The 24,451-nt window shown below is 70.7% G+C and carries 19 protein-coding genes; 10 read left to right on the top strand and 9 right to left on the bottom strand.

The genetic code is table 11. The annotated features are described in order from the left end of the window. Window positions 1-44 precede the first annotated feature (44 nt). A complete protein-coding gene (locus DAI20_RS16360) occupies window positions 45-4,262 on the top strand; it encodes a Pls/PosA family non-ribosomal peptide synthetase (protein ID WP_108252787.1) in 4,218 nt (1,405 codons plus the stop codon). 89 nt (window positions 4,263-4,351) lie between these two features. Here the strand turns inward: DAI20_RS16360 and DAI20_RS16355 are convergent, their stop codons facing one another. Both DAI20_RS16355 and DAI20_RS16350 read right to left on the bottom strand, forming a co-directional pair. After that, complete coding sequence (locus DAI20_RS16355) at window positions 4,352-5,647, bottom strand: vanadium-dependent haloperoxidase (protein ID WP_108252786.1); 1,296 nt, start codon at window positions 5,645-5,647, stop codon at window positions 4,352-4,354. Between the two features lie 279 nt (window positions 5,648-5,926). Next, window positions 5,927-6,520 carry a peptidoglycan-binding domain-containing protein gene (locus DAI20_RS16350; protein WP_205781482.1) on the bottom strand — a complete coding sequence of 198 codons (594 nt, stop codon included), beginning with the start codon at window positions 6,518-6,520 and terminating at the stop codon, window positions 5,927-5,929. A 159-nt stretch (window positions 6,521-6,679) separates the two neighbouring features. Here DAI20_RS16350 and DAI20_RS16345 point away from each other — a divergent pair, with 159 nt between their 5' ends. Next, window positions 6,680-7,570, top strand: coding sequence for a dihydrodipicolinate synthase family protein (locus tag DAI20_RS16345; protein ID WP_108252784.1), 891 nt, complete (start codon window positions 6,680-6,682; stop codon window positions 7,568-7,570). Window positions 7,571-7,615: 45 nt separating this feature from the next. Here the strand turns inward: DAI20_RS16345 and DAI20_RS16340 are convergent, their stop codons facing one another. The 3 genes from DAI20_RS16340 to DAI20_RS16330 all read right to left on the bottom strand — a co-directional run bounded on the left by DAI20_RS16340 (window position 7,616) and on the right by DAI20_RS16330 (window position 10,987). Next, window positions 7,616-8,185 carry a dihydrofolate reductase family protein gene (locus DAI20_RS16340; RefSeq protein ID WP_108252783.1) on the bottom strand — a complete coding sequence of 190 codons (570 nt, stop codon included), beginning with the start codon at window positions 8,183-8,185 and terminating at the stop codon, window positions 7,616-7,618. A gap of 105 nt (window positions 8,186-8,290) precedes the next feature. Further along, window positions 8,291-8,893, bottom strand: a complete 603-nt coding sequence (locus DAI20_RS16335; protein ID WP_108252782.1) for a nitroreductase family protein — start codon at window positions 8,891-8,893, stop codon at window positions 8,291-8,293. A gap of 159 nt (window positions 8,894-9,052) precedes the next feature. Continuing rightward, window positions 9,053-10,987: a purple acid phosphatase family protein gene (locus DAI20_RS16330; RefSeq protein WP_159085109.1), complete on the bottom strand. Its 1,935-nt coding sequence runs from the start codon at window positions 10,985-10,987 to the stop codon at window positions 9,053-9,055. A 208-nt stretch (window positions 10,988-11,195) separates the two neighbouring features. On the opposite strand from DAI20_RS16330, the gene DAI20_RS16325 reads away from it, so the two are divergent. Continuing rightward, window positions 11,196-11,825 carry a BMP family ABC transporter substrate-binding protein gene (locus DAI20_RS16325; RefSeq protein WP_108252780.1) on the top strand — a complete coding sequence of 210 codons (630 nt, stop codon included), beginning with the start codon at window positions 11,196-11,198 and terminating at the stop codon, window positions 11,823-11,825. Between the two features lie 108 nt (window positions 11,826-11,933). Here DAI20_RS16325 and DAI20_RS16320 read toward each other — a convergent pair whose 3' ends face one another. Then, window positions 11,934-12,980 carry an EamA family transporter gene (locus DAI20_RS16320; protein ID WP_205781481.1) on the bottom strand — a complete coding sequence of 349 codons (1,047 nt, stop codon included), beginning with the start codon at window positions 12,978-12,980 and terminating at the stop codon, window positions 11,934-11,936. Between the two features lie 89 nt (window positions 12,981-13,069). Here DAI20_RS16320 and DAI20_RS16315 point away from each other — a divergent pair, with 89 nt between their 5' ends. Both DAI20_RS16315 and DAI20_RS16310 read left to right on the top strand, forming a co-directional pair. Then, window positions 13,070-13,636, top strand: coding sequence for a CGNR zinc finger domain-containing protein (locus DAI20_RS16315; RefSeq protein ID WP_108252779.1), 567 nt, complete (start codon window positions 13,070-13,072; stop codon window positions 13,634-13,636). 128 nt (window positions 13,637-13,764) lie between these two features. Then, window positions 13,765-14,223: a Dabb family protein gene (locus DAI20_RS16310; RefSeq protein ID WP_108252778.1), complete on the top strand. Its 459-nt coding sequence runs from the start codon at window positions 13,765-13,767 to the stop codon at window positions 14,221-14,223. 119 nt (window positions 14,224-14,342) lie between these two features. Here DAI20_RS16310 and DAI20_RS16305 read toward each other — a convergent pair whose 3' ends face one another. Both DAI20_RS16305 and DAI20_RS16300 read right to left on the bottom strand, forming a co-directional pair. After that, complete coding sequence (locus DAI20_RS16305) at window positions 14,343-15,536, bottom strand: glycoside hydrolase family 26 protein (protein ID WP_108252777.1); 1,194 nt, start codon at window positions 15,534-15,536, stop codon at window positions 14,343-14,345. A 137-nt stretch (window positions 15,537-15,673) separates the two neighbouring features. Then, the gene (locus DAI20_RS16300; protein ID WP_108252776.1) at window positions 15,674-16,933 is read right to left on the bottom strand and encodes an endo-1,4-beta-xylanase; all 1,260 of its coding nucleotides are present in this window, start codon (window positions 16,931-16,933) and stop codon (window positions 15,674-15,676) included. Window positions 16,934-17,111: 178 nt separating this feature from the next. On the opposite strand from DAI20_RS16300, the gene DAI20_RS16295 reads away from it, so the two are divergent. Continuing rightward, window positions 17,112-17,966 carry an SMP-30/gluconolactonase/LRE family protein gene (locus DAI20_RS16295; protein WP_108252775.1) on the top strand — a complete coding sequence of 285 codons (855 nt, stop codon included), beginning with the start codon at window positions 17,112-17,114 and terminating at the stop codon, window positions 17,964-17,966. A gap of 72 nt (window positions 17,967-18,038) precedes the next feature. Here the strand turns inward: DAI20_RS16295 and DAI20_RS16290 are convergent, their stop codons facing one another. After that, window positions 18,039-19,433 (bottom strand): glycoside hydrolase family 5 protein, encoded by a 1,395-nt coding sequence (locus tag DAI20_RS16290; RefSeq protein WP_108252774.1) that lies wholly within the window; start codon window positions 19,431-19,433, stop codon window positions 18,039-18,041. A 126-nt stretch (window positions 19,434-19,559) separates the two neighbouring features. Here DAI20_RS16290 and DAI20_RS16285 point away from each other — a divergent pair, with 126 nt between their 5' ends. The 4 genes from DAI20_RS16285 (at window position 19,560) to DAI20_RS16270 (ending at window position 24,451) form a co-directional block, all read left to right on the top strand. Then, a complete protein-coding gene (locus DAI20_RS16285; RefSeq protein WP_205781480.1) occupies window positions 19,560-20,585 on the top strand; it encodes an NAD(P)-dependent alcohol dehydrogenase in 1,026 nt (341 codons plus the stop codon). A 160-nt stretch (window positions 20,586-20,745) separates the two neighbouring features. Beyond that, window positions 20,746-22,461 carry an IlvD/Edd family dehydratase gene (locus DAI20_RS16280; RefSeq protein WP_108252773.1) on the top strand — a complete coding sequence of 572 codons (1,716 nt, stop codon included), beginning with the start codon at window positions 20,746-20,748 and terminating at the stop codon, window positions 22,459-22,461. Window positions 22,462-22,508: 47 nt separating this feature from the next. Beyond that, on the top strand, window positions 22,509-23,672 hold the full coding sequence (locus DAI20_RS16275; protein WP_205781479.1) for a zinc-binding dehydrogenase: 1,164 nt from the start codon (window positions 22,509-22,511) through the stop codon (window positions 23,670-23,672). Further along, the gene (locus DAI20_RS16270; protein ID WP_108252772.1) at window positions 23,669-24,451 is read left to right on the top strand and encodes an SDR family NAD(P)-dependent oxidoreductase; all 783 of its coding nucleotides are present in this window, start codon (window positions 23,669-23,671) and stop codon (window positions 24,449-24,451) included. The genes DAI20_RS16275 and DAI20_RS16270 overlap by 4 nt, the downstream gene beginning before the upstream one ends.

Here is a 24,451-nt window from a genome sequence, read left to right as displayed (position 1 = left end):
CCGACACCCGAGACAGCCCGATCACTTCAACGAAGAAGGACACTATGAGCACAACGGTGGGTACCCACACCGGCCTCTCCCTCCCTCCCGAGCCACGCAGCCGGAGCATCAGCTACGGCGACCCGGTGCGCGGGACGATTCTGATCTCGGCCGAGGCGGACCAGGCAGTCCGCTGGAGCCCCGGCGAGCGGCTGGATCAACTGTTCGAGGACCGCTGCGACCGGTTGCGCGAGCAGGGGCTGAGCGGGCAGATCGCGGTGGATGCCGGTGAGGTCGTGCTCACCTACGCGCAGCTCGACGCGCGGGCCAACCAGCTGGCGCGCCACCTGCTGAAGCGGGGCGCCCGCCCGGGCGACCGCATCGCGCTGCTCTTCGACCAGCCCTGGCGCTCCTACGTCGCGATGCTCGCCGTCCTGAAGATCCGGGCGGCCTTCGTGCCCCTGGACGCGGGCTTCCCGTCCGACCGGCTCCGCTACATCATCGAGGACGCGGACGTGGAGATGGTCCTCTCGCTCGCGCACCTCGACTCCCTGCTGCCGGAGGTGGCGGCTCCGACCGTGTGCATCGACACCGACGAGCCGGCGGTCGACGCCGAAAGCCCGGCCCGCCTGCGCGGGGAGGCGACGGGCGGGACGATCGACGACCTGGCCTACATCATTTACACCTCGGGATCGACCGGGAGGCCGAAAGGCGTCGCCGTCGAGCACGCGAGCATCTGCAACTTCGTGCGGGTGGCCGCCGAGAGCTACGGCCTCGAGCCGACGGACCGCGTCTACCAGGGCATGACGATCGCCTTCGACTTCTCCGCCGAGGAGTACTGGGTGCCGTGGATGGTGGGGGCGACGGTGGTGCCCAAGCCCGGGCGGTCCGCCCTGCTCGGCGCCGAGCTCGCCCAGTACCTCACCGAGAAGCGCGTCACCGCCATGTGCTGCGTGCCGACCCTCCTGGCCACGATCGAGGAGGACCTGCCGGGCCTCCGCTTCCTCCTGGTCTCGGGCGAGGCGTGCCCCAAGGCGCTGATCACCCGCTGGCACCGCCCCTGGCGACGCTTCCTGAACGTCTACGGGCCGACCGAGGCGACGGTCACGGCGACCTGGGGCGTCGTCGACCCGGACCGCCCCGTGACGCTCGGCGTTCCGCTACCCACGTACTCCGTCGTGATCCTGGACCTCGCCGGGCACCGGGCCCTCGCGCCGGGCGAGGCGGGCGAGATCGGACTGGCGGGGATCGGCCTGGCGCGGGGCTACGTCAACCGCCCCGACCTCACCGAGCGCGCGTTCATCCCGGACTTCCTGGGCATCGAGAACAACCCGTCGGGGCGCATCTACCGCACCGGGGACCTGGGTCGGGTCGCGGAGGACGGCGAGGTCGAGTACCTCGGTCGGATCGACACGCAGGTGAAGATCCGCGGCTACCGCATCGAGCTGACCGAGATCGAGTCCTCGCTGCTGCAGGTCCCCGAGGTCGCGCAGGCGGTGGTGCAGAACTTCGAGCCCGAGGAGGGCAAGGTCGAGCTGGCCGCCTACTACACGCTGCACCAGGACGCGACGGGCATCGATGCCCACGACCTGCACCGGGCGCTCCGCACGCGGCTGCCCTCCTACATGGTGCCCACCTACTACGAGCAGGTGGACTCGATGCCCATGATGGCGAGCGACAAGGTGGACCGGAAGCGGCTGCCGCGACCGACCCACCGGTTGAGCGTCTCGGGCACCGGGCCCTACTCGGCGCCCGCCACCCCGACCGAGGAGGCGCTCGCGGTGCACCTCGCCGCCGTGCTCGGCCTCGAGAGGGTGTCCGCCGAGTCGCACTTCTTCAACGACCTCGGCGCCGACTCCCTGACGATGGCGCACTTCTGCGCCCGGGTCAGGAAGGGCACCGACCTGCCCTGGATGGCGATGCAGGACATCTACGAGCGGCCGACCATCCGGCAGCTCGCGGCGCGTCTCGCGGCCATGCAGAGCGAGCAGGCGCAGGAGGCGCCGGCGTTCGCGGAAGCCGGGTCGACAATCACGCCCGCGGGCACGGGGAAGTTCGTGCTCTGCGGGGTGCTCCAGGTGCTCATCGCCATCGTCTACTCCATGTACGTCATGGCTCTGCCGCTCCTGACGTTCGAGTGGATAGTCGAAGCCCCGAGCCTCGTCGAGTTCTGGGCGCGCGCCGCCGCAGTCGGCGCGGCCGAGTTCACCCTCCTCGCCGTGACGCCGATCCTTCTCAAGTGGGTGCTGGTCGGGCGCTTCAGGCCGGGCGAGATCCAGATCTGGAGCCTGGCGTACCTCCGTTTCTGGGCCGTGAAGTCCGCCGTGCGGGCGAATCCTCTCATGCTCTTCGCCGGCGCGCCGATCCACGTGCTGTACCTGCGGCTGCTCGGAGCGAAGATCGGCAAGGGGGTCGTCATCTTCTCCCGGAGGCTGCCCGCCTGCCCGGACCTCCTCACCATCGGTGATGGCACGGTCATCAACAAGGACTCCGCGTTCACCTGCTACCGAGCGAGGTCGGGCGTGATCGAGTTCGGGACCCTCACGCTGGGCAGGAACGTCTACGTGTCGGAGCGCACCACCCTCGACATCGGCGCGTCGATGGGGGACGACAGCCAGCTCGGGCACGCATCCTCACTGCAGACGGGTCAGGCGGTGCCCGCGGGTGAGGTGTGGCACGGCTCTCCCGCCGCACGCGCAACCACCCAGTACCGGCGCGTTCCCGCGGCGGCCTGCGGCACCGTCCGGAGGGTCGTCTACAGCCTGTTCCAGCTCGCGGGTCGCATCCTCGTCGTGGTCCCCCTCGGCTTCCTGGTGCTGGACATCCTGCTGCCCGCCGGCCTGGACACGGACCACCCGGAGGACCCGGCGTTCATCCTCACCGCGCTCTCGAGCACGTTCGTGTTCTTCGTCGTCGTGTTCGTGGGCGGGCTCATCCTGGTCGTCACCATCCCGCGTGTCCTCGAGAAGCTCGTCAAGCCGGACGTCGTCTACCCGCTGTACGGCTGGCACTACTCGATCCACCGGACGATCGCGTCGATCTCCAACATCCCCACGTACAAGAACTTCTTCGGCGACAGCTCGTACATCGTGTACTACCTGCAGGCGCTGGGCTACAAGCTGGGCACCATTGTGCAGACCGGGTCGAACTTCGGGCCGACGGTGGCTCACGAGTCACCGTTCCTCTGCACCGTGGGAACCGGGACGATGGTCTCGGACGGCCTCAACATGATGACGGCCCAGTTCTCGAGCACCTCGTTCCGTCTCCGCGAGGTCAGGATCGGAGCACGCAACTTCCTGGGGAACAACATCACGTTCCCGAGCGACGCGGCGGTGGGTGACAACGTCCTGCTGGCATCGAAGGTCATGATCCCGATCGATGGACCCGTGCGCACGGACACCGGCCTACTCGGCTCACCCGCGTTCGAGATCCCCCGGTCGGTCCTGCGCGACGCCGCGTTCGATGAGCTGAAGACCGACGAGGAGCGCAGGCGGGTCCTGCCCGCGAAGAACCGGTACAACATCGGGAGCATGGCGCTCTACCTCGTCGAGCAGTGGTTCATGCTCTTCCTCGGCGTCCTCGTGGTCGCCAACGCCGTCTCTGCGCACAGCGAGTTCGGCCTCATCACGGTGGTGCCGGCCCTGTTCGCGTTCTCGCTCTTCCAGTTCGCTTTCAAGGCGCTGGTCGAGTGGTCGGTTCTCGGCTTCCACCGTCTGCAGCCGCAGTACTTCTCAATCTACGACCGGCGCTTCTGGCGACACGAGCGCCTGTGGAAGCTGATGGGCGGGGCGCACTACGCCGGGACCCCGTTCCGGCCGATCGTGTGGCGGATCCTCGGGGTGCACGTCGGCAAGCGGCTCTACGACGCCGGCTGCAACATGCCCGAGAAGTCGCTCGTGACGTTCGGAGATGACTGCGCCCTGAACGAAGGGGTGCACATCCAGGGCCACTCGATGGAGGACGGGGCGTTCAAGACCGACTACATCGTGCTCGGGAACGGCTGCACGGTGGGGGTCGACGGCTGGCTGAACTACGGGGCGGTCATGGAGGACGGCTCGACGCTGGCCGCGGACGGGATGCTCATGAAGGGCGAGGACGTGCCCGAGGGCGCCACCTTCGTGGGCAACCCAGCCCGCGCCGCCGCCGCACCCCACCGGGAGGTCGCCTCGGCGTCGGCGCGGTCCGACGCGGCTCTCGGGCTCGCCCCGCGGGCCACCCGGAAGGCGGCACGGGAGACCGTGACCTTCCGGCGGTTCTCGAAGGCCCGCATCCCCCTGCAGTGACTCCGATCCGGCTCGCGCCGCCTGGATGCACCGGAAGGCCCCCTCCCGACGAATCGGGAGGGGGCCTTCGTTCTCCTACGCGGTGCCGATCAGCCGACCGGCCGGAAGGAGTGCGCGATCACCCAGTCGGACACGCTGTGCCCGAGCTGGTTGGCACCGGTCATCGAGCTCCGGAAGTGGAGCCCGAGCCAGATCCTCGCGTTCATCGCGTCGGTGTCGAGCGCCTCCGCCGAGTCGTACTCCCGGCTGGTGGCGGGATCCGTGAGGGACGGCAAAATCAGATTGAGTTGGCCATCCCCGAAGAGGTGATCGAACGTGTTCGACGCCGCCCCCGTGTAGCAGGCGTGCCCGCTGGAGTACTCGGGGTACGGCGGCGTCACGCCGAGCGGCGACCAGGTGGCGTCGGCCATCGTCGCGTCGTTGCCGTCCGTGTCGGCCTCGCGGATGGCGGTGACGGGCCGCCAGGTCGGATGCTCGTACTTCGCGCGCCAGCAGGAGATGAGGGTGTCGGCGACCGACGTGTTGAGGATCGCAAATGCCCGGGCGCTCTCGACGATGCCGAGGCCGCGCCGCGTCACCTGGTCGCGCATGCCCGCCTGGTACTGCGCACTCACGTTGACGCTGAAGAACATCGCCGTCGCAGTCTCCTCGACGGTGCGCTTGAGTCCCTCGGTACCGTCCGCGCCGCCGTAGGTCCGGGTCTCCTCGAACTCGGTGGCGTAGGCGGCGGAGCCGAGCGGATTCGGATCGGGCTGCGGGAACTGGGTCGCGGACTCGATGACGAGGGGACGAACGAAGCCGAGCCACGGCACGGCGAACGTCGTCTGCGGGGCGGTCGGGCGCCACACCCCCGGCACGGGTTCGGTGTCGAACAGGATGTCCGGATTCCCGATGCCGTCGTTCTGCCGGGCCCGGAGGATGCCGGACGCGGCGGCGGCACCGGCAGCGACGCCGCCCACGAGCGCTCTCCCCTTCCTCCTCTCACCGGACAGCGCCTTCAGGTAGTCCTCCTGCAGAGTCGGCGCCGAGGCGGGGAAGAAGTACGAGAGCACGAGGTAGGCGGCCGTGGCCGCGGCGACCCGCGACGAGGCCCGGCGGTGCGCCGGGGGTTGCGGCGTGTAGGTCGTGTAGCCGCCCTCGATCGCCACGACCGCGTCGTACATGGCGATGGAGACGAAGCCGAAGTACAGGCTCGACGACGGGATCGGGGTGGCGTTCTCGGCGTAGATCGTGCGTTCGGCGATCGTGTTCCACTCCGTGATGACGGATGCGTCCGATCGGGAGGAACGTGATTCCCCTGCCGGCTCGGCGAGCGCGGCTGGGGCGAGGAGACCGACCGTCGCGGCGAGCGCGAGGGCCGGTACAGCGGCGGATTTCGTGAGCATGGGATTGCCTCCAAGGGATAGGAGGGCTTGCACGTCAGTGTGCGCTCGACTCTCGACGGGTGCAGGCTTCTCGGGCAAGCTCTGCTGCCGCCGAGTATGGCCCCGCCGATCGGCGAGGCACAAGGCTCCCCGGGTCGTCCTCGGCCTGCCCTTCACCCCGCTGCTACTGGGATCCGATGGCACGCCCCTGGGTGCGGCACTGAGGAACGGCACCTAGCGGTGGCGCACGAAGGGGCGCCCCCGGCCGGAGCCGGGACACCCCTTCCCTGCCAGGGCGGATCAGCCCGCGAGCCACCCGATCACGAGCGCCCGCCAGGTCCGCGGACCCACGACGCCGTCGACGGCGAACGGCAGCTGAGCCGCCATCGCGGTCTGGAACCCGCGCACCCAGGTCTCCGTCCTCGGCCCGAACACCCCGTCGACCGCGAGGTAATCGGAGCCCTTGAGGTTGCGGTGGTTGATCTGGTCCTGCAGCGCGCGCACGGCCGGACCCGTGCTGCCCCGCTTCACCGTGACGATGACGGACGACCAGGTCGCCCCACCGACCACGCCGTCCACGACGAGGCCGTGGCTTCGCTGGTAGGCACGGACCGCCGCCTCCGTCGCGGGCCCGAAGACGCCGTCGACGGTGATGCGCGCCCCGTGGGCGTTCAGCATGTACTGCAGCGACCGAACCGTGACCGGGGGCCAGACGCTGTTGGGACCCCGGCGCAGCACGGGCCACGGACCGAGGGTGACAGCGGCCTCCTGAACGTCGACGGTGACGCTCGAAGATGCCGGAATGGGCGAGGGAGCCGCCTGCGCGGGCGTGGCGGCAACGAGGAAGACACCGAGAACCGGCACCATTGCCAGGGCTCGCGTTGTGGTCTTCATGGGAGAAGCTCCTTTCGTCGATGGCGCGCACACTAGTCCCCCTCGCCCGCCCCGCTCCAGGCCCCCCGGCGATCGCTCCCGAAACGTAAGACGCGGGCTCGGAAAGCGGGCAACGCGCGCTCCGGGAGAATGAGGCGACGACAACCGATCGGAGTCTGCATGCTCACCGGCCTGAGCGCCTTCCCCCTGACGCCGTTGCGCGACGACCGGGTCGACCTGCCCGCGTTCGAGCGGATCGTGACGCGACTCGTCGCGGCGAGGGTCGACTCCATCACTGTGCTCGGCTCCACGGGCTCCTACGCGTACCTCGATCTGGACGAGCGGCGGCGGGTCGCGCGCGCGGCGATCGAGCACGCCGCGGGCACGCCCGTGGTCGTCGGCATCGGTGCGTTGCGCACGTCGCACGTGCACGCTCTCGCCGACGACGCGCAGGCCGCGGGGGCCGGCGCGGTGCTGCTGGCGCCGGTGTCGTACCAGGCGCTGACCGAGGACGACGTCTTCGGCCTGTACGAGGACGTCGTCGCCCGCCTCTCGGTGCCCCTGATCGTTTACGACAACCCCGGCACGACCCACTTCACCTTCAGCGACGACCTCTATGCCCGGGTCGCGGCCCTGCCGGGCGTCGCGTCCATCAAGATCCCCGGCGTCCCCGCCGAGGCGGCGGCCGCCCGCACGCGGGTCGCACGGATCCGCGAGCTCGTGCCGCCCGGGGTGACGATCGGCATCTCCGGCGACGCGTCGGCGGCCGGGGGGCTCGGCGCCGGGTGCGAGGTCTGGTACTCCGTGATCGGCGGCACCCTGCCCGAACCGGCCCTGCGGATCACCCGCGCGGCGCGAGCCGGCCATGCCGGGGCGGCCGCCGCGGAGTCGCAGCGCCTGCAGCCGCTCTGGGATCTCTTCGCCGCGCACGGCAGCCTCCGCGTCACCGCCGCCATCGCGGAGCAGCTCGGGTTGGCGGAGCGGTCCTCGCTCCCCCTGCCGATCCGCGGGCTTGACGATCCGGCGCGCGAGCGCGTCGCGCGGGTCGTCGAGGAGCTGGAGCTCGCCTAGGCGCGACGGGTCAGCGGGGACAGACTCTCCGCGGTTCCGGCGCCATCACCGCCGCAGGTCGTAGGCCAAGGTGACGTGGCCGCTCGGGAACGCGTCGACGGAATCGAGCGCGAGCGGGGTGAAGGTCCGCAGCCCCGGTGCCAGGGCGAGTCCCGCCCCAATGAGCACGGGGACCACGCGGAGCCGCAGGGAATCGACGGCGTCCGCCGCCAGCAGTGCGGCGGCGAGCTGAAGGCTCCCCCAGACGATCACGTCCCCCTCGTACCGCCGGGCGAGCGCGCGCGCGATCTCGACGCCGTCCCCCCGCTCCACCTGCGCCGGGGGCCACGTCCCCCAGGGCGCTGATTCGAGTGTCGACGACACCACGTGCTTGGGCAGGGCGTTGATCGGCCCCGCCACCGGGTCGGCGCTCTCATCCGCGGTGGGCCAGTAGGCCGCGAACATCCGGTAGGTGTTCGCGCCGAGCAGGATCGCGTCCACGCGCTCCAGCATCGCCATCTGGCCGGGGTCCGTCGAGTCGAAGTCCCCCGGCAACTGGAAGAAGTCCAGGCTGCCGTCGGGCGCGGCGGCGAAGCCGTCGGCGCTGATGATCTGTTCGACGATGATCCGGCCCATGCGAACACTGTATGGAGCGTGATGCGAGCCTCGCCAGGCCCCGGCCCCGGCCAGTAGGAGCCCCGGTCCGAGCCGACCGGGTCCGTGCGACTCCGGCGGGGACGATCAGTCGCGGAGGAGGACCAGCTGGTCGAGGGGCAGCCGGGTGCGGGGGGCGCGCTCGCGCTCGGCGAGGGCCTCGCCCAGCTTGTCCGCCTCGTCCACGACACCGACGGCCGTGACCGTGATCGGCAGGAGGTCGTCGGCCAGGTCGAACGCGCCGACGATCCGGTCGACGTCGAAGCCGCCCATCTGGTGGGTGTGCAGGCCCTCGGCGTGCGCCTGCACCGTCAGGTGGGCGATCGCCTGGCCGAGGTCGTACTCGGCCCAGGAGCGCTCGCCGGCCCGGGCGCCCGAGACCTCGGCGATGGCGACGACGAGGGCCGAGGCGTTCGGCGCCCACGCCGCGTTGAAGCCCACGAGGCTGCTCGCGATCGTGTCGAAGGTCGCGGTGCCGCGACGCCCGACGATGAACCGGCGCAGCTGCTTGTTGGCCGCGGACGGGGCCCATCGGGCCGCCTCGAGAAGGGCGTCGAGCTGCCGGTCGCTGATCGTCGCCTCCGGGTCGAACGAGCGCGGGCTCCAGCGCTCGTCGAGCAGCGGAACGAGGGGGACGCTCGACTCGGCGGCGCGGCGGGTGGAGGGGGCGGAGAGCTCGGAGGTCAGCATGGTGGCACCGTTTCGGTCGAAGGACGGGAAAGCGGCACCCCGTCGAGCCACCGACACGATAACGCCGGACCGCTCCGCTCCTATTCCCGGTCGCGTAACGTCGCGTCACTCCGGATGCCCGGGGCTGCGCGCGCCGACGGGCGCCGCAGCCCCGTCCGCTCATCGCTGGCGCAGTGTGACCTCGTCCACCACCGAGTTGACCGGCGTGCTGTCGCCCGCCCGCTGGCTGCGCACGGTCTTCACCGTGATGGCGTCGTCCGTGACGTCGACCACGGAGTAGTTGCGCACGCGCTCCTGGTTGACGACCGAGGCGAACCAGGCGCTGGGCGTCTGAACGCTGTAGTACTTCGAGCCGCTCGACGAGTTGGCCGTGACGTAGAGCACCTCACCGGGGTCGGCGACCACCTCGCGCTGCCCCTTCTTCTCGGATCCGTCGGCGAGCCGACCGTCCTTCACGAGGAAGCTGCGGGTGTAGCTGTGGTCGTGACCCTGCAGCACGAGGTCGAAGCCCAGCTCGGAGATCATCGCGGGCATGTTCTCTCGACGGTCGAGGATGTCGGAGGCGGTGGTGTGCGCGGCCACGGAGTAGATGGAGTGGTGGAAGGCGAGCACCTTCCACCTGGCCTTCGGCCCCTGCTCGGCGACGACCCGCTGCATGAAGCTGTTGTGCGCGGCGTAGTCGCGGCTGTTCGAGTTGAGGTTCACGAACAGGACGTCCTTGTAGAGGAACCAGTAGTCCCCTCCCGAGCTCGAGCCGGAGCTCGCCGCGCCGGCGGCGGGGTCGTTGTCCGGCACGTTGAAGTGCTGCTCGTACGCCTTCGACCCGACGTCGTGGTTGCCGTTGGTGACCACGAGCGGAACAGAGCGCAGCTGCCGGGGGGCGAGGAACGAGTCGTAGTGGCTCTCGTTCGCGGCCTCCTCCACCTGGTCGCCCGCGGAGAAGATCATCTCGGTGGTGGGGTTGGCCGCCTGGGCCACGTTCAGGGTGTCGATCCAGCCCGCCTCGTCGCGCTTCCTGTCGCCGGAGCCGCCGATCTGCGGATCGCCGACGAAGAGGAAGGTGAAGTCCCCCTCGAACGACCGAGTGCGGAACCGCTGCACGGCGGACCAGCTGTCGCCACCGCCGACCCGGTAGACGTACTCGGTGTTCTCCCGCAGCCCCTGCAGGGTCGCCTTGCGGCTGAACTCCCCGCTCGTGGTTCTGGCCCCGCGGGCCTGGACCGTCGTGACCGAGGTCGGGAATCGGTCGCCGGTCATCGCGGACGCGGGAGCGAACTGCGCGACCTGGGCCGAGTCGGTGTCCGAGTACCAGTTGAGCGTGCGCTTGCTCTCGTCGGCTCCGACGCCGAGCACCAGATCCGTGATGGTGGACGAGGCGCCCTCGCCGCTCTCAGCCCCGGCCGGAACCAGCGAGGCGAGATCGAGGTAGACGTCGCTGCTGCTCGCCCGGTTCTGGTACAAAGCCACGGCGACGGTGTTCGTGCCGGCGACGAGCACCGAGGCCGGCACCTCGAACGTGGACGTCTCGGGGGCGTCACCGGAGCTGCCCGCATAGGTCACGTTCCTGCGGTCCTCCGCTGCCGACTCCACGCGCGCATCGTCCAGACCGGCGACCTTCGTGCCGTTCACGAAGATCTGCACCGCGTCGTCGTAGGTGACCGAGCCGGTCAGGGCGTCGATGTCGGCCAGCTCGGCCTCGGACAGGGACACCTCGGTGCGGAAGTGATAGGTCGGCACGTCGACCCTGGTCGCCGCATCCTCATCGAGCCAGAGCGGCAGGACCGTCTCGACCGGGAACGCCGCCCCGAGGTTGGGCGTCGCGGAGCCGTTCTTGGCGCCGAAGGCACCGGGGGCGCTGCGCCAGGCGGAGTCGTCGTAGTCCTCCGTCGTCCACACCAGCCGGTCGTCAGCCCCGCGCGCCGGGTCGCTGCCGTCGGCCGAGTACCTCCAGACGGTCTCCGAGGAGACCAGGGAGCCGTCGGCCGCGGACGCCACCGCGGGAATCGTGATCACCGCGAACGGCGTCGCGACGATCGCCGACATCATGGACGCGGCGACGATCCGCCGACGATGCCGCACAGGCGCTACAGACATGGTGACCTTCTGCCTTTCGGAAGGAGCGAGGCGACGGACGTCGCCCCACGAGTGTCCGGGGCCGGGGTGAACCGGTGGTGAGCGGGGGGCGAGCATCCGGTTGCGGTCAGGCGGCCGTCTCGACGGCGCCGGGATCGCTCCCGTTCACTCCTGTGCTGTTCACTGTGCTCTGGAGGTTCCCATGCAGGTGCGGAAATACGCAAGAGCGGTGGCGGTGCTGATCGCGGTGCTGCTGTCCTCGACGGCGTGCACCTCCGTCGGCGGTAAGGACACGGCCGCGCACTCCTCCGACCCCGAGGCGAGCGGATCCTTCTGGGAGGGCATCGATCCCGCCCCCGAGTCGACGGTCGCCCCACCGCCCGATGCCGCCGAGGGCGTGGCCGTGCCGGAGGGGTACGAGGTCGTCGTCGTCGCTCGCCGGGACGACCCCCAGGCCTCGGCGCTCGTCGAGGCGGCGCGCGCGTGGGCGGAGGCGCACGGTGTCACCGCGACCGTGCGGGAGGTCGCCGAGGACGAGATCGAGCGGATCCTGGTCGACGAGACCGGTGCCGCGGACGTCGTCGTGGGCGCCGGTCCCGGGGTCGTCGACGTGTTCTCCCTCGTGACCGCGCAGATGCTGGAGCGCCAGTTCCTGGTGCTGGGAGCGCAGCTGCCGGAGCCGACGAAGAACGTCACGGCGGTCGTGTGGCCGGGCGCCTCGTTCCGGGGCACGGGGATCAGCGAGACCGGCTCCGACACCGGCTCGGGGACGACCGCTGAGCGCGCGGAGTCCGGCGTCGCCACCGGAATCGCCGCGATTCTCTCCGGCCGCACCGGCATCGTGCTGCAGCTCGGCTGACCCGCGCCCTCCGCAGGCGGTCGCCCGATCGAGACGTCGCTCTCCGGGCCGTCGCTCCGGGCCGTCGCTCCGGGCCGTCGCTCCGGGCCGTCGCGCTTTCGGCCGTGCTCAGGTGCTGAGCGGGTCCGGCTCCCGGGTGCGGGCCTGCCCGACGACGGCGTCCTGGTGGGACCCCACCGGTTCGGCGGGGGCCACGGCGTCGGTCCGGGACGTCCGCTCGAGCTTGATCGCAATGATGCCGCCCACCACGAGCACGCCGCCGAGCGCCTGCATCAGCGTGGGGACCTCGCCGAGAAGCAGCCAGGACAGCAGGACCGCGAAGAGCACCTCGGTGAGCCCGACGAACGAGGCCACCCGGGAGCCGAGCCGGGACGCGCCGATGAGACCCGTCAGGTAGGCGAAGGAGGTCGAGACCAGCACGACCACCGCGAACGGCACGTACCAGGGAACCCCGTCGGCGCCCAGGAGGGTCACCGTGTCGAGCGTGAGGGTCAGCGGCAGGATGCCGACGGCACCGGCGAGCAGCAGTGCTCCCGAGCCGATGAAGAGCCCCGCGCAGATGAGGACGACCGGGGGCAGCCCCTCGGTGGGCGTCCCCGAGAGGAGGAAGTAACACGCGAGGCACACGGCCGCCCCCGCCGCGAAGACCACGCCGAGCGGATCGAGGTTGCCGACTCCGGTCGGGTCGATCACCAGCACCAGCCCGCCGATGCTCAGGAGCGAGCCCACGATGGCGGTGGCGGCGGGCGCGCGGCGAGTCCGGCCCCAGGCGAGCAGGACGAGCAGCACGGGCGCCGAGTACTCGATGAGGAGGGAGACGCCGACCGGCATCCGCTGGATCGCGGCGAAGTACAGCACCTGCGTGCCGAGCACGGCGATCAGGCCGTAGGCGACGATGAACGCGGCGTGCCTGGCCAGCACCCCATAGCGCCCGTGCAGCGCGATCAGCGCGGGGATCAGCAGCACGAGCCCCGCGATGCCGGCCCGCGCCGCCACGGCCGCCGCGGGCGACCAGCCGGACTCGAGGAGCGGCTTCATGAACGGACCGCTCGCGCCGAACGCCGCGGCCGAGAACAGCGCGATCAGGAGGCCCGAGGAGCGCGGGCCCGAGGAGCGCGGGGATGGGGAGCGTGGGGTCTGCGTTCTCGGTGTCACCGGTTCATCCGTTTCCGTCGGTCTCGGGCTGTCACAACCAAGAAGGCTTACACTAATGACACTAGAGCCGGGCGCTGTAAGGAGTCAACATGCAGTTCACCTATGACACGGAAGAGGTGCTGAGGGTGACCGCCGTCCTGGTGAACACCACGGCGGACTCGTCCCGGTCGCGCACCGACGAGCTCGCCACGGTCCAGGAGCTCCAGGCCCTGCTCGACGAGAACGGGTACACCGGACGGCGGGACCGCGACTCCGCCGAACTCGAGGAGATGCGGTCGCTGCGCCCGGAGCTGCGGCAGCTGTGGAGCGAGGGCCGCGACGAGGCGGTGCAGCACGTGAACCGCATCCTCCGTGAGGCGAGCGCGCTCCCGCAGCTCGTGCGCCACGGCGGCGGGGACTGGCACCTGCACGCGACGGACAGCGAGGCCCCCCTGGTCACCCGCATGCGGGTGGAGGTGGCCATGGCCTTCATCGACGTCATCCGGCTCGACGAGCTCGACCGCCTCCAGCTGTGCGGGGCCGACGACTGCAACGCCGTCTTCGTCGATCTGTCCCGCAACCGGTCGAAGCGCTACTGCGACGTCGGCAACTGCGGCAATCGCATGAACGTGAACGCCTACCGGGCGAGGAGTGCCGCGGCGGGGAAGGACGGGTGACCGCCGCCTAGGACCCGGCGAGCCGGCACAGGCACCGAGCCGGGGGATTACGCTCGGCCGGGTCGGCCCGACAAGCGCGCCGAGACCTCGAGGATGTCGGTGCTGACGTCCCGGATGACGGAGATGCTGTGGACGAGAACGCGGGAAGCGCGAGGAACGCCCTGGACCGGGAACTGGCGCAGGTGGGGCCGGAGACCTTCACGGCCCGCGACTACAGGCCCGGACGCGTTGTCCACATCGTCCTGTTCAAGTTCGCCCCCTCCACGGCCGACGCCGTGCGCACGGACGTGACCGAGCGGTTCCTCGCCCTGAAGGACTCCAGGCGCCAGGACGGCGAGCCCTACATCCTGTCGATCGACGCGGGACCGCAGGCCAGCGGCGAGGAAGCCGTGGGCGCGGACTACGACCTCGCGTTCGTCGTCGTGTTCGCCTCAAGCGGCGACCGCAACTACTACGTCGGGGAGCCCGTGGTGAGCGATCCCCGGTACTTCGACGGCGCGCACGCGGCGTTCAAGGAGTACGTCGGGCCCCTGCTCGACGGGGGCGACGTGCTCGTGTTCGACATCGTTCCCCCGGCGCAGGCCTAGCCTCGGCGGGCAGCGGCTCCGGCATCGCCCGGGGTCGCCGAACCACCGGCGCCCCTGGCGCGGCCGGCAGGTGCTCGAGATGTGGCGAGACCGAGTCCGATGCCGGGGACGCGCTGCCCCTAGGTGCGGGTGCGCGCGGCCAGGGCCTCGCGGAGGCTCGTCGCGGCCGCGGGCGAGCTGTCGAACCGCCAGTCCGTCTCCTTGTTCACGTTGAACCACACGACCGCGGTCACGTCAGGCTGCGACGACAGGTACGCGATGAGGTCGCGGGACCATGCGGCCTTGTCCCCGCCCGCCTCCGCCGAGCTGGTCTCCCCGATCATGATCGGCTTGCCCGGAGCGATGGCGCGCAGCTGCTGGAGGGGACCGCCGAACAGCGCGGACGGGGAGGTCCAGGAGCTCCACGACGTGGTCGTGCCCCAGTTGTAGCCGTCGAGCGCGACGACATCCACGTAGGACGATCCCGGATAGAGGGTCGAAAGAGCGGGCATCTGCGCGTCGGGCACGTTCGGCGACCACACCCACTGGACGTTGCTCGCGCCCGTCGCCGCGACGACGTCGTGGACGTGACGCCAGGCGGCGATGTAGTCACCCGTCCCGTTGCCGTTGACGCCATCGGACCACGGGTACCACGGGCCGTTCATCTCGTGGCCGTAGCGCAGCAGGACCGGCTTCCCCCAGGCGGCAAGGGCGCGACCCCAGGTCGCGATGTGCGCGTCGTAGTCGCCCGCCGTGATGCGGTCACTCGCGTACGCGGGCTGGACGGCGCCGCCTCCCCAGGCCCAGGGCTCCCACGTGACGAGCGGCGTCGCCCCGCGGGCGGCCGTCGCATCGAGCTCCGCGATCGGCGGCGCCTGCTGGAAGTCTGCGTACCACATGAGGATCGACGGGCTCTCGCCGAGCGTCACGGCGGCCGCATCGAGCTCGGCGGACGCGAGCGGCCCGCCCGGCGTCATCAGGCCGAAGCGCAGCGGAGCGGTGCTCGTGACCGGTGGCGTGGTCGGCGTGGGCAGCGGCTCGGTGGGGACCGGTTGTCCCTTGCCGGGTTTCTTGGCCGTGCCGGTCACCTTCATCTTCGTCGTCATGGTCGTGGTCGTGCTGGTCGCGGTCATCGTCGTGGTCGTGCTTGTCGTCGCCGGCCGCGCCTTCGTGGTCATGGCCGGTCCCCGCTCCGACGCGGAGACCGAAGACAGGATGCGCTTGGCGCCGGGCGGCGCGGACGGTGGAGCCGACGGCGCCGCGGCGGCCGGCACCGCCCCGAGCAGAGCCAGCACAACGGCGACAGCGGCGACACGAGCAGAAGTTGTGATCATTTGTTTCCCCCACTCGAAAGTGTGGGGGAACGGGTCCTTCGGCGCACGTCCCCGTCCGGGTGCCTCCCGGAGGGTGTAGGCCGCGGGGGCGGGCGGCCGATGCCACCCGCCCCCGCGGCTCCGCGCGCGCGCTGCCCCTACGGCAGGCGCACCTCGGCCTCGACGGGGCCCGCGGTCGCGAGCGGAAGCGGGGCAGAGCCACCGCGGCCGGTCACCTCGTAGTCACCGGTGAAACCGCTCACCGCGACCCGCCCCTCGGCGTCGGTCCTCAGGGTCGTCGGGCCCAGCCACCACTCCCCCTTGATGAGGTCGCGCATCGCGTCGTAGGACGGCTTGGGCGAGCCGTCGGCGCGGACGAGGCCGATCGGGGCGCCGAGCCATGACCCGCTGTCGGTGAGACCCCAGTAGTTGATCGCCTGCACCGCCGGGTGCGAGACCAGCGAGCGGTAGTGGCGCACGATCTCGTCCGCCTGGCGCTCCTCGCCCTCCGGGGTCGACGGCCACTCCGGGATGACGTAGTCGTTGAGGTCGGTGATCTCCGGCGGCATGATGTGCCCGGACACGAGGCTGGTCTCCGTCATGTGCAGGGGCAGCCCGTAGCGCGCGAACCGGTCGACGGCCGCGAGCACCGCGTCCTCGCCGCGGTAGCCCTTGTGCATGTGCGTCTGCAGGCCGATGGCATCGATGCGGATGCCCGCCTCGAGCACGCCCTCGATGAGGCACTCGTAGGCGGAGCTCAGGTCGAAGTCGTTGATGAGCAGCGTGGCTTTGGGGTTCGTGGCACGGGCCTCCTCGAAGGCGAGGCGGATCGTCGCGATGCGGCCCTTCTCGCGGGCCATGCGGGTGATGCCGTTGTCGCCGTTGGTGAACACCGGCATGATCACGGCCTCGTTGATCGCGTCCCAGGTGTCGATCAGCCCGGCGAAGTCGCCGACATCCCGGCGGATGCGCTCCCGCTGCACCTGCTCGATCTCCTCGACGGGAAGGTCGAGCAGCCACGGGGCGGTGACGGTGTGCCAGACCAGCGGGTGGCCCTTGACGGTGACCCCCTGGTCGGCGAACCACCGGGCCGTCTTCTGCAGCCGCTCCGTGTCGGGCTCACCGCGCCTCGGCTCGAAGCGGCCCCAGTAGAACGGCAGGGTCGCCGTGTTGAAGAGGTCGAGCCAGAGCGGGGCGAGCCGCTCGAGCTGCTCGATGTCGGCACCGCCGAAGGTCTCCACCTCGGTCGCGGAGCCGTGGACCTCGGTCTCCCCGTTCGCGAGCGGGATGAAGTCGAAGCCGATGTTGCCGAAGGAGAACGCGTGCCTGCGCTGCTCGACGGTCACGTCGGTGTCGGCGAGAGGGCTCCCGTCCGGGCCGAGCACGGTGACGGTCGCATCAGCGATCCGGTGTCTCATCGTCGGGTCAACGGGCGGTACTGATGCAGCCACTGGGGTCCTTACGTCGTCGTGGGGAGTGCTCCCACCATGCCATGCGGGAGCCGATTCTCGAAATCTACCGTCGAAAAGCCGTAAAGTTTCGAGGACCACCCCGCCGCATCCCGGTGGGACCCGGACGCCGTCAGAGAGGACCGCCATGCCCCGACCCGATCAGGTCACCGACCGATGCACGTTCCACGGCGAGGGGCCGTTCTGGGACAGCAGGAACTCGCGTCTCCGGTTCGTGGACATGCTCGCGGGCGACGTGGTCACGCTGCTCCCGACCGGCACCGTCACCCGCCGCCACGTCGACGACATCGCCGCGGTGATCCGCGCCCGCGAGCCGGGCGGCTATCTGGTGGCGATCGAGCACGGCTTCGCGCTGCTCGACGAGGACTGGGCCCGAACCGGTACCGTGCGGGCCTTCGACTCGCCGGCCGTGCGGATGAACGAGGGCAACTGCGACCCGCAGGGCCGCTTCTACTGCGGGTCCATGGCCTACGACGTCTCGCCGGGCGCTGGCTCGCTGTACCGGCTGGATCCCGACCTCACGGTCGACACCGTGCTCGAGAGCGTGACCGTCCCCAACGGGCTCCAATGGTCTGCGGACGGCGCGCGCGCGTTCCACGCGGACACCGGCACGGGCCGCATCGACGTCTACGACTTCGACGCCGCGACCGGCCGGCTGCACGACCCCCGGCCGTTCGTCACCATCGACGAGGAGCACGGCGCGCCCGACGGCACGGCGGTGGACGACGAGGGCGGACTGTGGGTGGCGCTCTGGGGCGGAGGGGCCGTGCGGCGCTACGACGCCGACGGGAGACTCACCGAGGTGGTCGACCTGCCCGTGACCAACGTGACCGCGTGCGCGTTCGCCGGTGCCGGCAGTGCCGACCTCTACATCACGACGTCCATGCAGGACGTCGACCCCGACGCCGAGCCGGCGGCCGGAGCGGTGTTCTCGGTCTCGACCGGCGCCCGCGGCGTCGAGCAGGCGATGTTCGCGGGCTGAGCCCGGCAGGTCCAGCACCGGGTGCCGGGGGTCTGGCGACGGATGCCGCCAGCCCCCGAAAACCCGGACCCGCTACTCCAGGCCCGCTTTCAGCTGCTCGAGCAGCGACTGGCGCACGGAGCAGTTCTCGAACGAGAACGAGTCGGCGAGGGCGTCGAGCTCGGAGTCGTCGAGCCCGCGGAACAGGTCCGCGTACTCGTAGGCGAGTGGCTCGGCCAGCGTGATGTTCAGCAGCAGGCGCGCGAGGAAGTGCGAGGTGCCGAAGGGGTAGGGGTCGAAGGCGGGGAACTCGCGGGCGAACAACTCCCGCAGGGGCTCGCTGACCTCGCGCGGACCGATCTCGTCACTCCCCCAGCCGTCCGCCGACAGCCGGAACTTCTTGGCCACGAAGGGGTCGAACCGGGTGCGGTAGGGCGTGTCGGGATTCACCCCGACGAGCCCCTGCCGGCCGAGGTCCTTGTACATCCAGGTGTTCCAGCTCACGCGGTGCCGCGAGTAGATCTCCAGCTGGTCGGCGAGGATCTGGCGCCGCTGCACGTCCTTCGCCTCGTCGTTGAAGTAGATCGGGGCGAACTCGCCGACGTAGATGGGCGTGCCCGTGCGGCGCGCGAACTCGCTGCGCTTCAGGAACTTCTCCTCCACCGCGTCCCGGTCGATGTACTGGCCGTCCGTCACGCCGGGATACGGCCCGCCGCGGCCGAAGCCCGAGGGCACGTAGTCGTGCAACGCGTAGACGATGCCCTCCTCCGGCTCGTCGAAGATCGACCAGTCGACGGAGTAGGTGTTGCCGTCGAGGAAGATGAGGTGATCCGGATCCACCGCTTTGACCGCGGCGACGATGCGGTCGTAGAACGCCGCCACGCGCGTGCCCTCCGCGTCGGCGGGCTCGTTCATCAGGTTGTACCCGCTCACCCACGGGTTGTCGCGATAGCGGTCGGCGATCGCCTCCCAGATGTTCACGGTGCGGTCCTGGAAGTGCGGATGGTCCCAGAAGCCGTCGACGTGCGTGCGGTTGTCCGAGTGCCAGTCCTGGTTCTGGTGTCCCGGGTGCGCGTGCAGGTCGATCATCGAGTAGATGCCGTTCGCGGCGCACAGCTCGATCGCCCGGTCGATGTGCCGGAAGCCGTCCTCGAGGATCTCGAAGGGCCGGGCATCGCTCTCGAGGTGCTTGTAGTTCACGTTGATGCGCACGGAGTTGAAGCCCTCGCGCCCGAGGAACTCGGCGTCCTCGCGACCGAAGAAGTTCGTGAGGAGTCGCTCGAAGAAGCGCTCCGCGCGGTCGTCCCCGATGGCCTCACGCACCGTCCTGCGCATAAAGGACTCGTTCGCGGCGTACCCCGTGATGAAGTTCTCCATCAAAAGCCAGCCGCCGATGTTCACCCCCCGCAGCCGGACGACCTCGCCGGAAGCGTCGATGAAGTCGCTTCCACGGAGGGATAGGGGTCTGGGGGTGTGAGCAGTCGCCATTGTCGTCCTTCGTCAGCGTCGTTGCGGGTGAGGATGGGCTGCAACCTCGAAAGATCAGGCCGAAGTTTCGGGAAATCTCAGTAAGGTTTCGCAGTGAGACCACACCATATCCCGGATGGAGACCCCATGACCGAAATCGACATGCGCGCCAGCCTGCTCCTCGAGCCCGGGGTGGTGAAGGTGCAGGCGAGGCCGATGCCCGAGCCCGAGCACGACGAGGTCGTGGTGCGGATCGCCGCGGTCGGGGTCTGCGGGTCCGACGTGCACTACTACCACGAGGGCCGGATCGGGGACTTCGTCGTGGAGGAACCGATGATCCTCGGCCACGAGGCCTCCGGCGTCATCACCGCCGTCGGCTCCGGCGTCCCCGCCGACCGGATCGGCGAGCGCGTGTCCATCGAACCGCAGCGGGCCTGCCGCGTCTGCGAGCAGTGCAAGCGCGGCGCCTACAACCTCTGCCCGGCCATGGAGTTCTACGCGACGCCACCGATCGACGGCGCATTCGCGGAGTACGCGGTCATCCAGGCGGACTACGCCTTCCCGATCCCCGACTCCATGAGCCTCGAGGCGGCGGCGCTGTGCGAGCCCCTGTCGGTCGGCATCTGGAGCAACCAGAAGGCCGGAACCCGCCCGGGCAGCCGGGTGCTGATCGCCGGCGCCGGCCCGATCGGCATCATCGTGATGCAGGTGGCGTTCGCGTTCGGGGCGTCCGAGGTGATCGTGTCGGACATCGCCCCGACGAGGCGCGAGGCCGCCGAGCGCTTCGGGGCCACCCGCACGCTCGACCCCGCCAATCCGGACGACGCCGACGGGGCTCTCGAGGTGGACATCTTCATCGACGCCTCGGGCGCCGCGCCGGCCGTCACGGCGGGCATCCTCGCACTGAAGCCCGGCGGCCGCGCCGTGCTCGTGGGAATGGGCAAAGACGTGGTCGCGCTGCCGGTGGGACGCATCCAGGCCCGGGAGATCGAGCTCACCGGCGTGTTCCGCTACGCCAACACCTGGCCGCTGGCGATCGAGCTCGCGAGCAGCGGCAGGGTCGACCTCGATTCGCTGGTGACCGCCCGGTTCCCGCTCGACCGCGTCGAGGAGGCGCTGCAGGCCTCGGTGGACCCGCAGGCGCTCAAGGTGATCGTCACGCCGAACGAGTGAGGCGGAGCGCCCGGAGGCGAAGCGTCCGGAGGTGGGCGCGGGCTGGCGGACTCCAGGGCCGAAACGTTTCGGCCCTGGACCGCAAGTTTGCGGCCGCGACGCCCGGGCGATTAGGCTCCCGACCATCACACCCCTGACCGACGATGCTGATGGGCCCTTCATGAACGATCTGCGCAGTTCGCAGTGGTACGGCGGCTCCGACCGCAACACCTACCTCCATCGGGCCTGGATGCGGCGGGGCTTCCCCTCGCACGCCTTCGACGGTCGCCCGCACATCGCGATCGCGAACACCGCCTCGGATCTGAGCCCCTGCAACTCGCACCTCGACGAGGTCGCCGAGAGCGTGAAGCAGGGCGTCTACGAGGCCGGCGGCATCCCGCTCAACCTGCCCGTCCCGTCCCTCGGCGAGACTCAGGTGCGGCCGACCGCGATGCTGTGGCGGAACATGGCCGCGATGGCCATCGAGGAACTGCTGCGGGCGAACCCGGTCGACGGGGTCGTGCTCCTCGGCGGCTGCGACAAGACGATCCCCGCGCTGCTCATGGGCGCCGCCTCCGTCGACATCCCGGCCATCGTCGTGCCGGGCGGCCCGATGCTGAACGGCTACTTCCGCGGCGAGGCGATGGGCTGCGGCACCGACGTGTGGAAGCTCAGCGAGGAGGTGCGGGCCGGGAGGCTCTCGGAGAAGCTCTTCCTCAAGTCGGAGGGGTCGATGATCCGCAGCCGCGGGCACTGCAACACGATGGGCACCGCATCCACCATGGCGTCGATGGCCGAGGCACTCGGCACCACGATCCCCGGGCTCGCGGGGACGCCGGCCCCGGACAGCCGGCTGCTCGAGACCGCCCACGAGACCGGCCGCCTCGCGGTCGAGATGGTGGCCGGCGGACGCAGGCTCAGCGACATCATCACGCGCGAGTCCTTCCACAACGCGATCGTCACCCTGGCCGCCATCGGCGGCTCGACCAACGCCGTCGTGCACCTGCTCGCGATCGCCGGGCGGCTCGGCATCGAGCTGACCCTCGACGACTTCGACCGCATCGGCGCGGGCGTGCCCCTGCTCGTGAACCTGCAGCCCGCCGGCAAGTACCTCATGGAGGACCTGTTCCGCGCGGGCGGCCTGCTGGCCGTGCTGCAGCAGGTGAAGGACCTGCTCGACCCGACCGCGATCACGGTCACGGGGAAGCCGTTCGTCAGCTACCTCGAGGACCAGGAGGTCTGGGACGCCGACGTGATCACGCCGCGGAACCGGCCCCTGCAGGAGGACGCGGGCATCGCCATCCTCCGCGGCAACCTCGCGCCCAACGGCGCGATCATCAAGCCCGCCGCGGCGTCGCCCGAGCTGATGCAGCACCGTGGGAAGGCCGTGGTGTTCGACTCCATCGAGGACTTCCACGCGCGCATCGACGACCCCGACCTCGACGTCGACGTGACCTCCGTGCTCGTGCTGCGCGGGTGCGGCCCGAAGGGCTATCCCGGCATGCCCGAGGTCTCGAACATGCCGCTGCCGAAGAAGATGCTGCAGGCAGGCGTGCGCGACATGGTCCGCGTCTGCGATGGGCGGATGAGCGGTACCGCTTACGGCACGGTCGTGCTGCACGTGAGCCCCGAGGCGGCCGCGGGCGGCCTGCTCGCGCTCGTCGAGAACGGGGACGAGATCGTCCTCGACGTCGAGGGACGGCGGCTCGAGCTGAACGTTCCCGACGAGGTGCTGCGCGAGCGCCACGTCAACGCGGCCACCGTCACGGGGTTCGCCGCGCCCGTCCGCGGCTGGGAGCGGCTCTACGTCGACCACGTGCTCGGGGCCGACACGGGCGCCGACCTCGACTTCCTGGTCGGTTCGAGCGGCCCGGACGTGGCCCGCGAGTCCCACTGACCGCCCGAACCGGCCTCACTGGATCCGACCGCCCCGAATCTCTAAGGATGCGCGCCGCGCCACCCGGCGGCCGCACCGAAGCCCTCACCGACGACAACGGAGAAACCATGTCCATGCGCGCCGCAGTGCTGCGTTCGCCCGGCACCCCCCTCACCATCGAGCAGGTCGACCTTGCTCCGCCGCGGTCGGGCGAGATCGTCGTGCGGATCGAGGCGTCGGGCATCTGCCACAGCGACTACCACTACATGACCGGCGACATCACCTGCCCGCTGCCGGTGGTGCTCGGCCATGAGGGCGCCGGGATCGTCGAGGAGCTCGGCCCGGACACCGCCGGCACGCTCGCGGTGGGCGACCGGGTCGCCCTGATGTGGCGCCCGCGCTGCGGCCGGTGCGTCCCCTGCATCACCGGCAATCCGGTGCTCTGCCAGTCCGGCCCGCGGCAGGCGGCGACCGGCGGCCTGCTCGACGGCACCTCGCGGCTCAGCCGGGAGGGCGAGCAGCTGCACCACTTCCTCGGCGTCTCCTGCTTCGCGGAGCGGGTCGTCGTGTCGGAGACGTCCGTCGTCCGGGTCCCGGACGGGGTCCGGCCCGAGATCGCGGCGATCGCCGGCTGCGCCGTGATCACCGGCGTCGGCGCCGTGCTCAACGCAATCGGCGAGTGCGCGGGCGAGTCGATCCTCGTGCTCGGCGCGGGCGGGGTCGGCCTCTCGAGCGTGATGGGGGCCCGCCTCGCCGGCGCGAACCCGATCGTCGTCGTCGACGTCGACCCGGAGAAGCTCGAGCTCGCGGAACGGCTCGGCGCGACGCACACCATCGACGCCAGCGCGGGGAACACGGTCGAGCAGGTGCTCGCACTGCTCCCGGACGGGGTGACGTGGGCCATCGAGGCCATCGGGCGGCCGGCCACCCTGCAGCAGGCGTTCGACTGCCTGGCGCCCGCGGGCACGCTCGTCGCCGTCGGCCTCGGCCGCGTCGGCGAGACCTTCGCCATCCCGGTCAACGCCCTGGTGCAGCGCCAGAAGCGCGTGATCGGCAGCCTCTACGGCTCGGCGAACCCCCTCGTCGACCTTCCCAAGATCTTCGGCCTCTACCTCGCCGGGCGGCTGCCGCTCGATGAGCTGATCGGCACGACCTACCCGCTCGAGCAGGTCAACGAGGCGTACGACGCGCTCGCCTCCGGGTCGGTCGGCCGGGCGGTGGTGATCCCGTGAGCAACGCGCAGGAAACCCGGTATGCCCGGTACCCGAGCCTCGAGGGCCAGATCGCGTTCGTGAGCGGTGGCGCCACCGGCCTCGGTCGCGAGTTCGTCGAACAGTTGGCCGCGCAGGGCGCGCGGGTCGCGTTCGTCGACATCGCGGTCGACGCGGGCGAGGCCCTCGCGGCCGAGATCGCCGAGCGCGGCCACCCGGCGCCCCTGTTCCTGCCGTGCGACGTGCGGGACGTGCCCGCCGTCCAGGAGGCCATCCGCCGCGCCGGCGAGGAGCTCGGGCCGATCACCGTGCTGGTGAACAACGCCGCGAACGACACCCGGCACGCCGTCGCGGAGATGGACCTCGCCCTGTGGGACGACGCCATGGCGGTCAACCTCCGGCACCACTTCTTCGCGGCGCAGGCCGTCGTGCCCATGATGCGGAGCGCGGGCCGCGGGTCGATCATCAACCTCGGCTCCATCAGCGCCCACATCGACCTCACCGACCTGCCCGGGTACATCACGGCGAAGGCGGGGATCGAGGGGCTGACCCGCACCCTCGCCCGCGAGCTCGGGCCCTTCGGCATCCGGGTGAACTGCATCATCCCCGGCTGGGTCATGACGGAGCGGCAGCTGACCCACTGGGTGACGCCGGAGGCCGAGGCCTCCATCGAGCGCAACCAGTGCCTGCCGCACAAGCTCTACCCGGAGGACGTGGCGCGGATGCTGCTCTGGCTCGCCGCGGACGACTCCCGGTCATGCACGGCCCAGCTCTGGGTCGTCGACGGCGGATGGATGTGA

The organism is Planctomonas deserti (assembly GCF_003067705.1).
In the GTDB taxonomy this organism is placed as follows: Bacteria; Actinomycetota; Actinomycetes; order Actinomycetales; family Microbacteriaceae; genus Planctomonas; species Planctomonas deserti.
The sequence above is the reverse complement of the archived record's forward strand: the minus strand, read 5'-3'. Positions and strand labels throughout refer to the sequence as shown.

Bases quoted from the DNA above. Each gene is read 5' to 3' on its own strand.
- DAI20_RS16360 (WP_108252787.1), top strand. From the start codon at position 45: ATGAGCACAACGGTGGGTACCCACACCGGCCTCTCCCTCCCTCCCGAG.
- DAI20_RS16355 (WP_108252786.1), bottom strand. From the start codon at position 5,647: ATGCTCACGAAATCCGCCGCTGTACCGGCCCTCGCGCTCGCCGCGACG.
- DAI20_RS16350 (WP_205781482.1), bottom strand. From the start codon at position 6,520: ATGAAGACCACAACGCGAGCCCTGGCAATGGTGCCGGTTCTCGGTGTC.
- DAI20_RS16345 (WP_108252784.1), top strand. From the start codon at position 6,680: ATGCTCACCGGCCTGAGCGCCTTCCCCCTGACGCCGTTGCGCGACGAC.
- DAI20_RS16340 (WP_108252783.1), bottom strand. From the start codon at position 8,185: ATGGGCCGGATCATCGTCGAACAGATCATCAGCGCCGACGGCTTCGCC.
- DAI20_RS16335 (WP_108252782.1), bottom strand. From the start codon at position 8,893: ATGCTGACCTCCGAGCTCTCCGCCCCCTCCACCCGCCGCGCCGCCGAG.
- DAI20_RS16330 (WP_159085109.1), bottom strand. From the start codon at position 10,987: ATGTCTGTAGCGCCTGTGCGGCATCGTCGGCGGATCGTCGCCGCGTCC.
- DAI20_RS16315 (WP_108252779.1), top strand. From the start codon at position 13,070: ATGCAGTTCACCTATGACACGGAAGAGGTGCTGAGGGTGACCGCCGTC.
- DAI20_RS16305 (WP_108252777.1), bottom strand. From the start codon at position 15,536: ATGATCACAACTTCTGCTCGTGTCGCCGCTGTCGCCGTTGTGCTGGCT.
- DAI20_RS16300 (WP_108252776.1), bottom strand. From the start codon at position 16,933: ATGAGACACCGGATCGCTGATGCGACCGTCACCGTGCTCGGCCCGGAC.
- DAI20_RS16295 (WP_108252775.1), top strand. From the start codon at position 17,112: ATGCCCCGACCCGATCAGGTCACCGACCGATGCACGTTCCACGGCGAG.
- DAI20_RS16290 (WP_108252774.1), bottom strand. From the start codon at position 19,433: ATGGCGACTGCTCACACCCCCAGACCCCTATCCCTCCGTGGAAGCGAC.
- DAI20_RS16285 (WP_205781480.1), top strand. From the start codon at position 19,560: ATGACCGAAATCGACATGCGCGCCAGCCTGCTCCTCGAGCCCGGGGTG.
- DAI20_RS16280 (WP_108252773.1), top strand. From the start codon at position 20,746: ATGAACGATCTGCGCAGTTCGCAGTGGTACGGCGGCTCCGACCGCAAC.
- DAI20_RS16275 (WP_205781479.1), top strand. From the start codon at position 22,509: ATGCGCGCCGCGCCACCCGGCGGCCGCACCGAAGCCCTCACCGACGAC.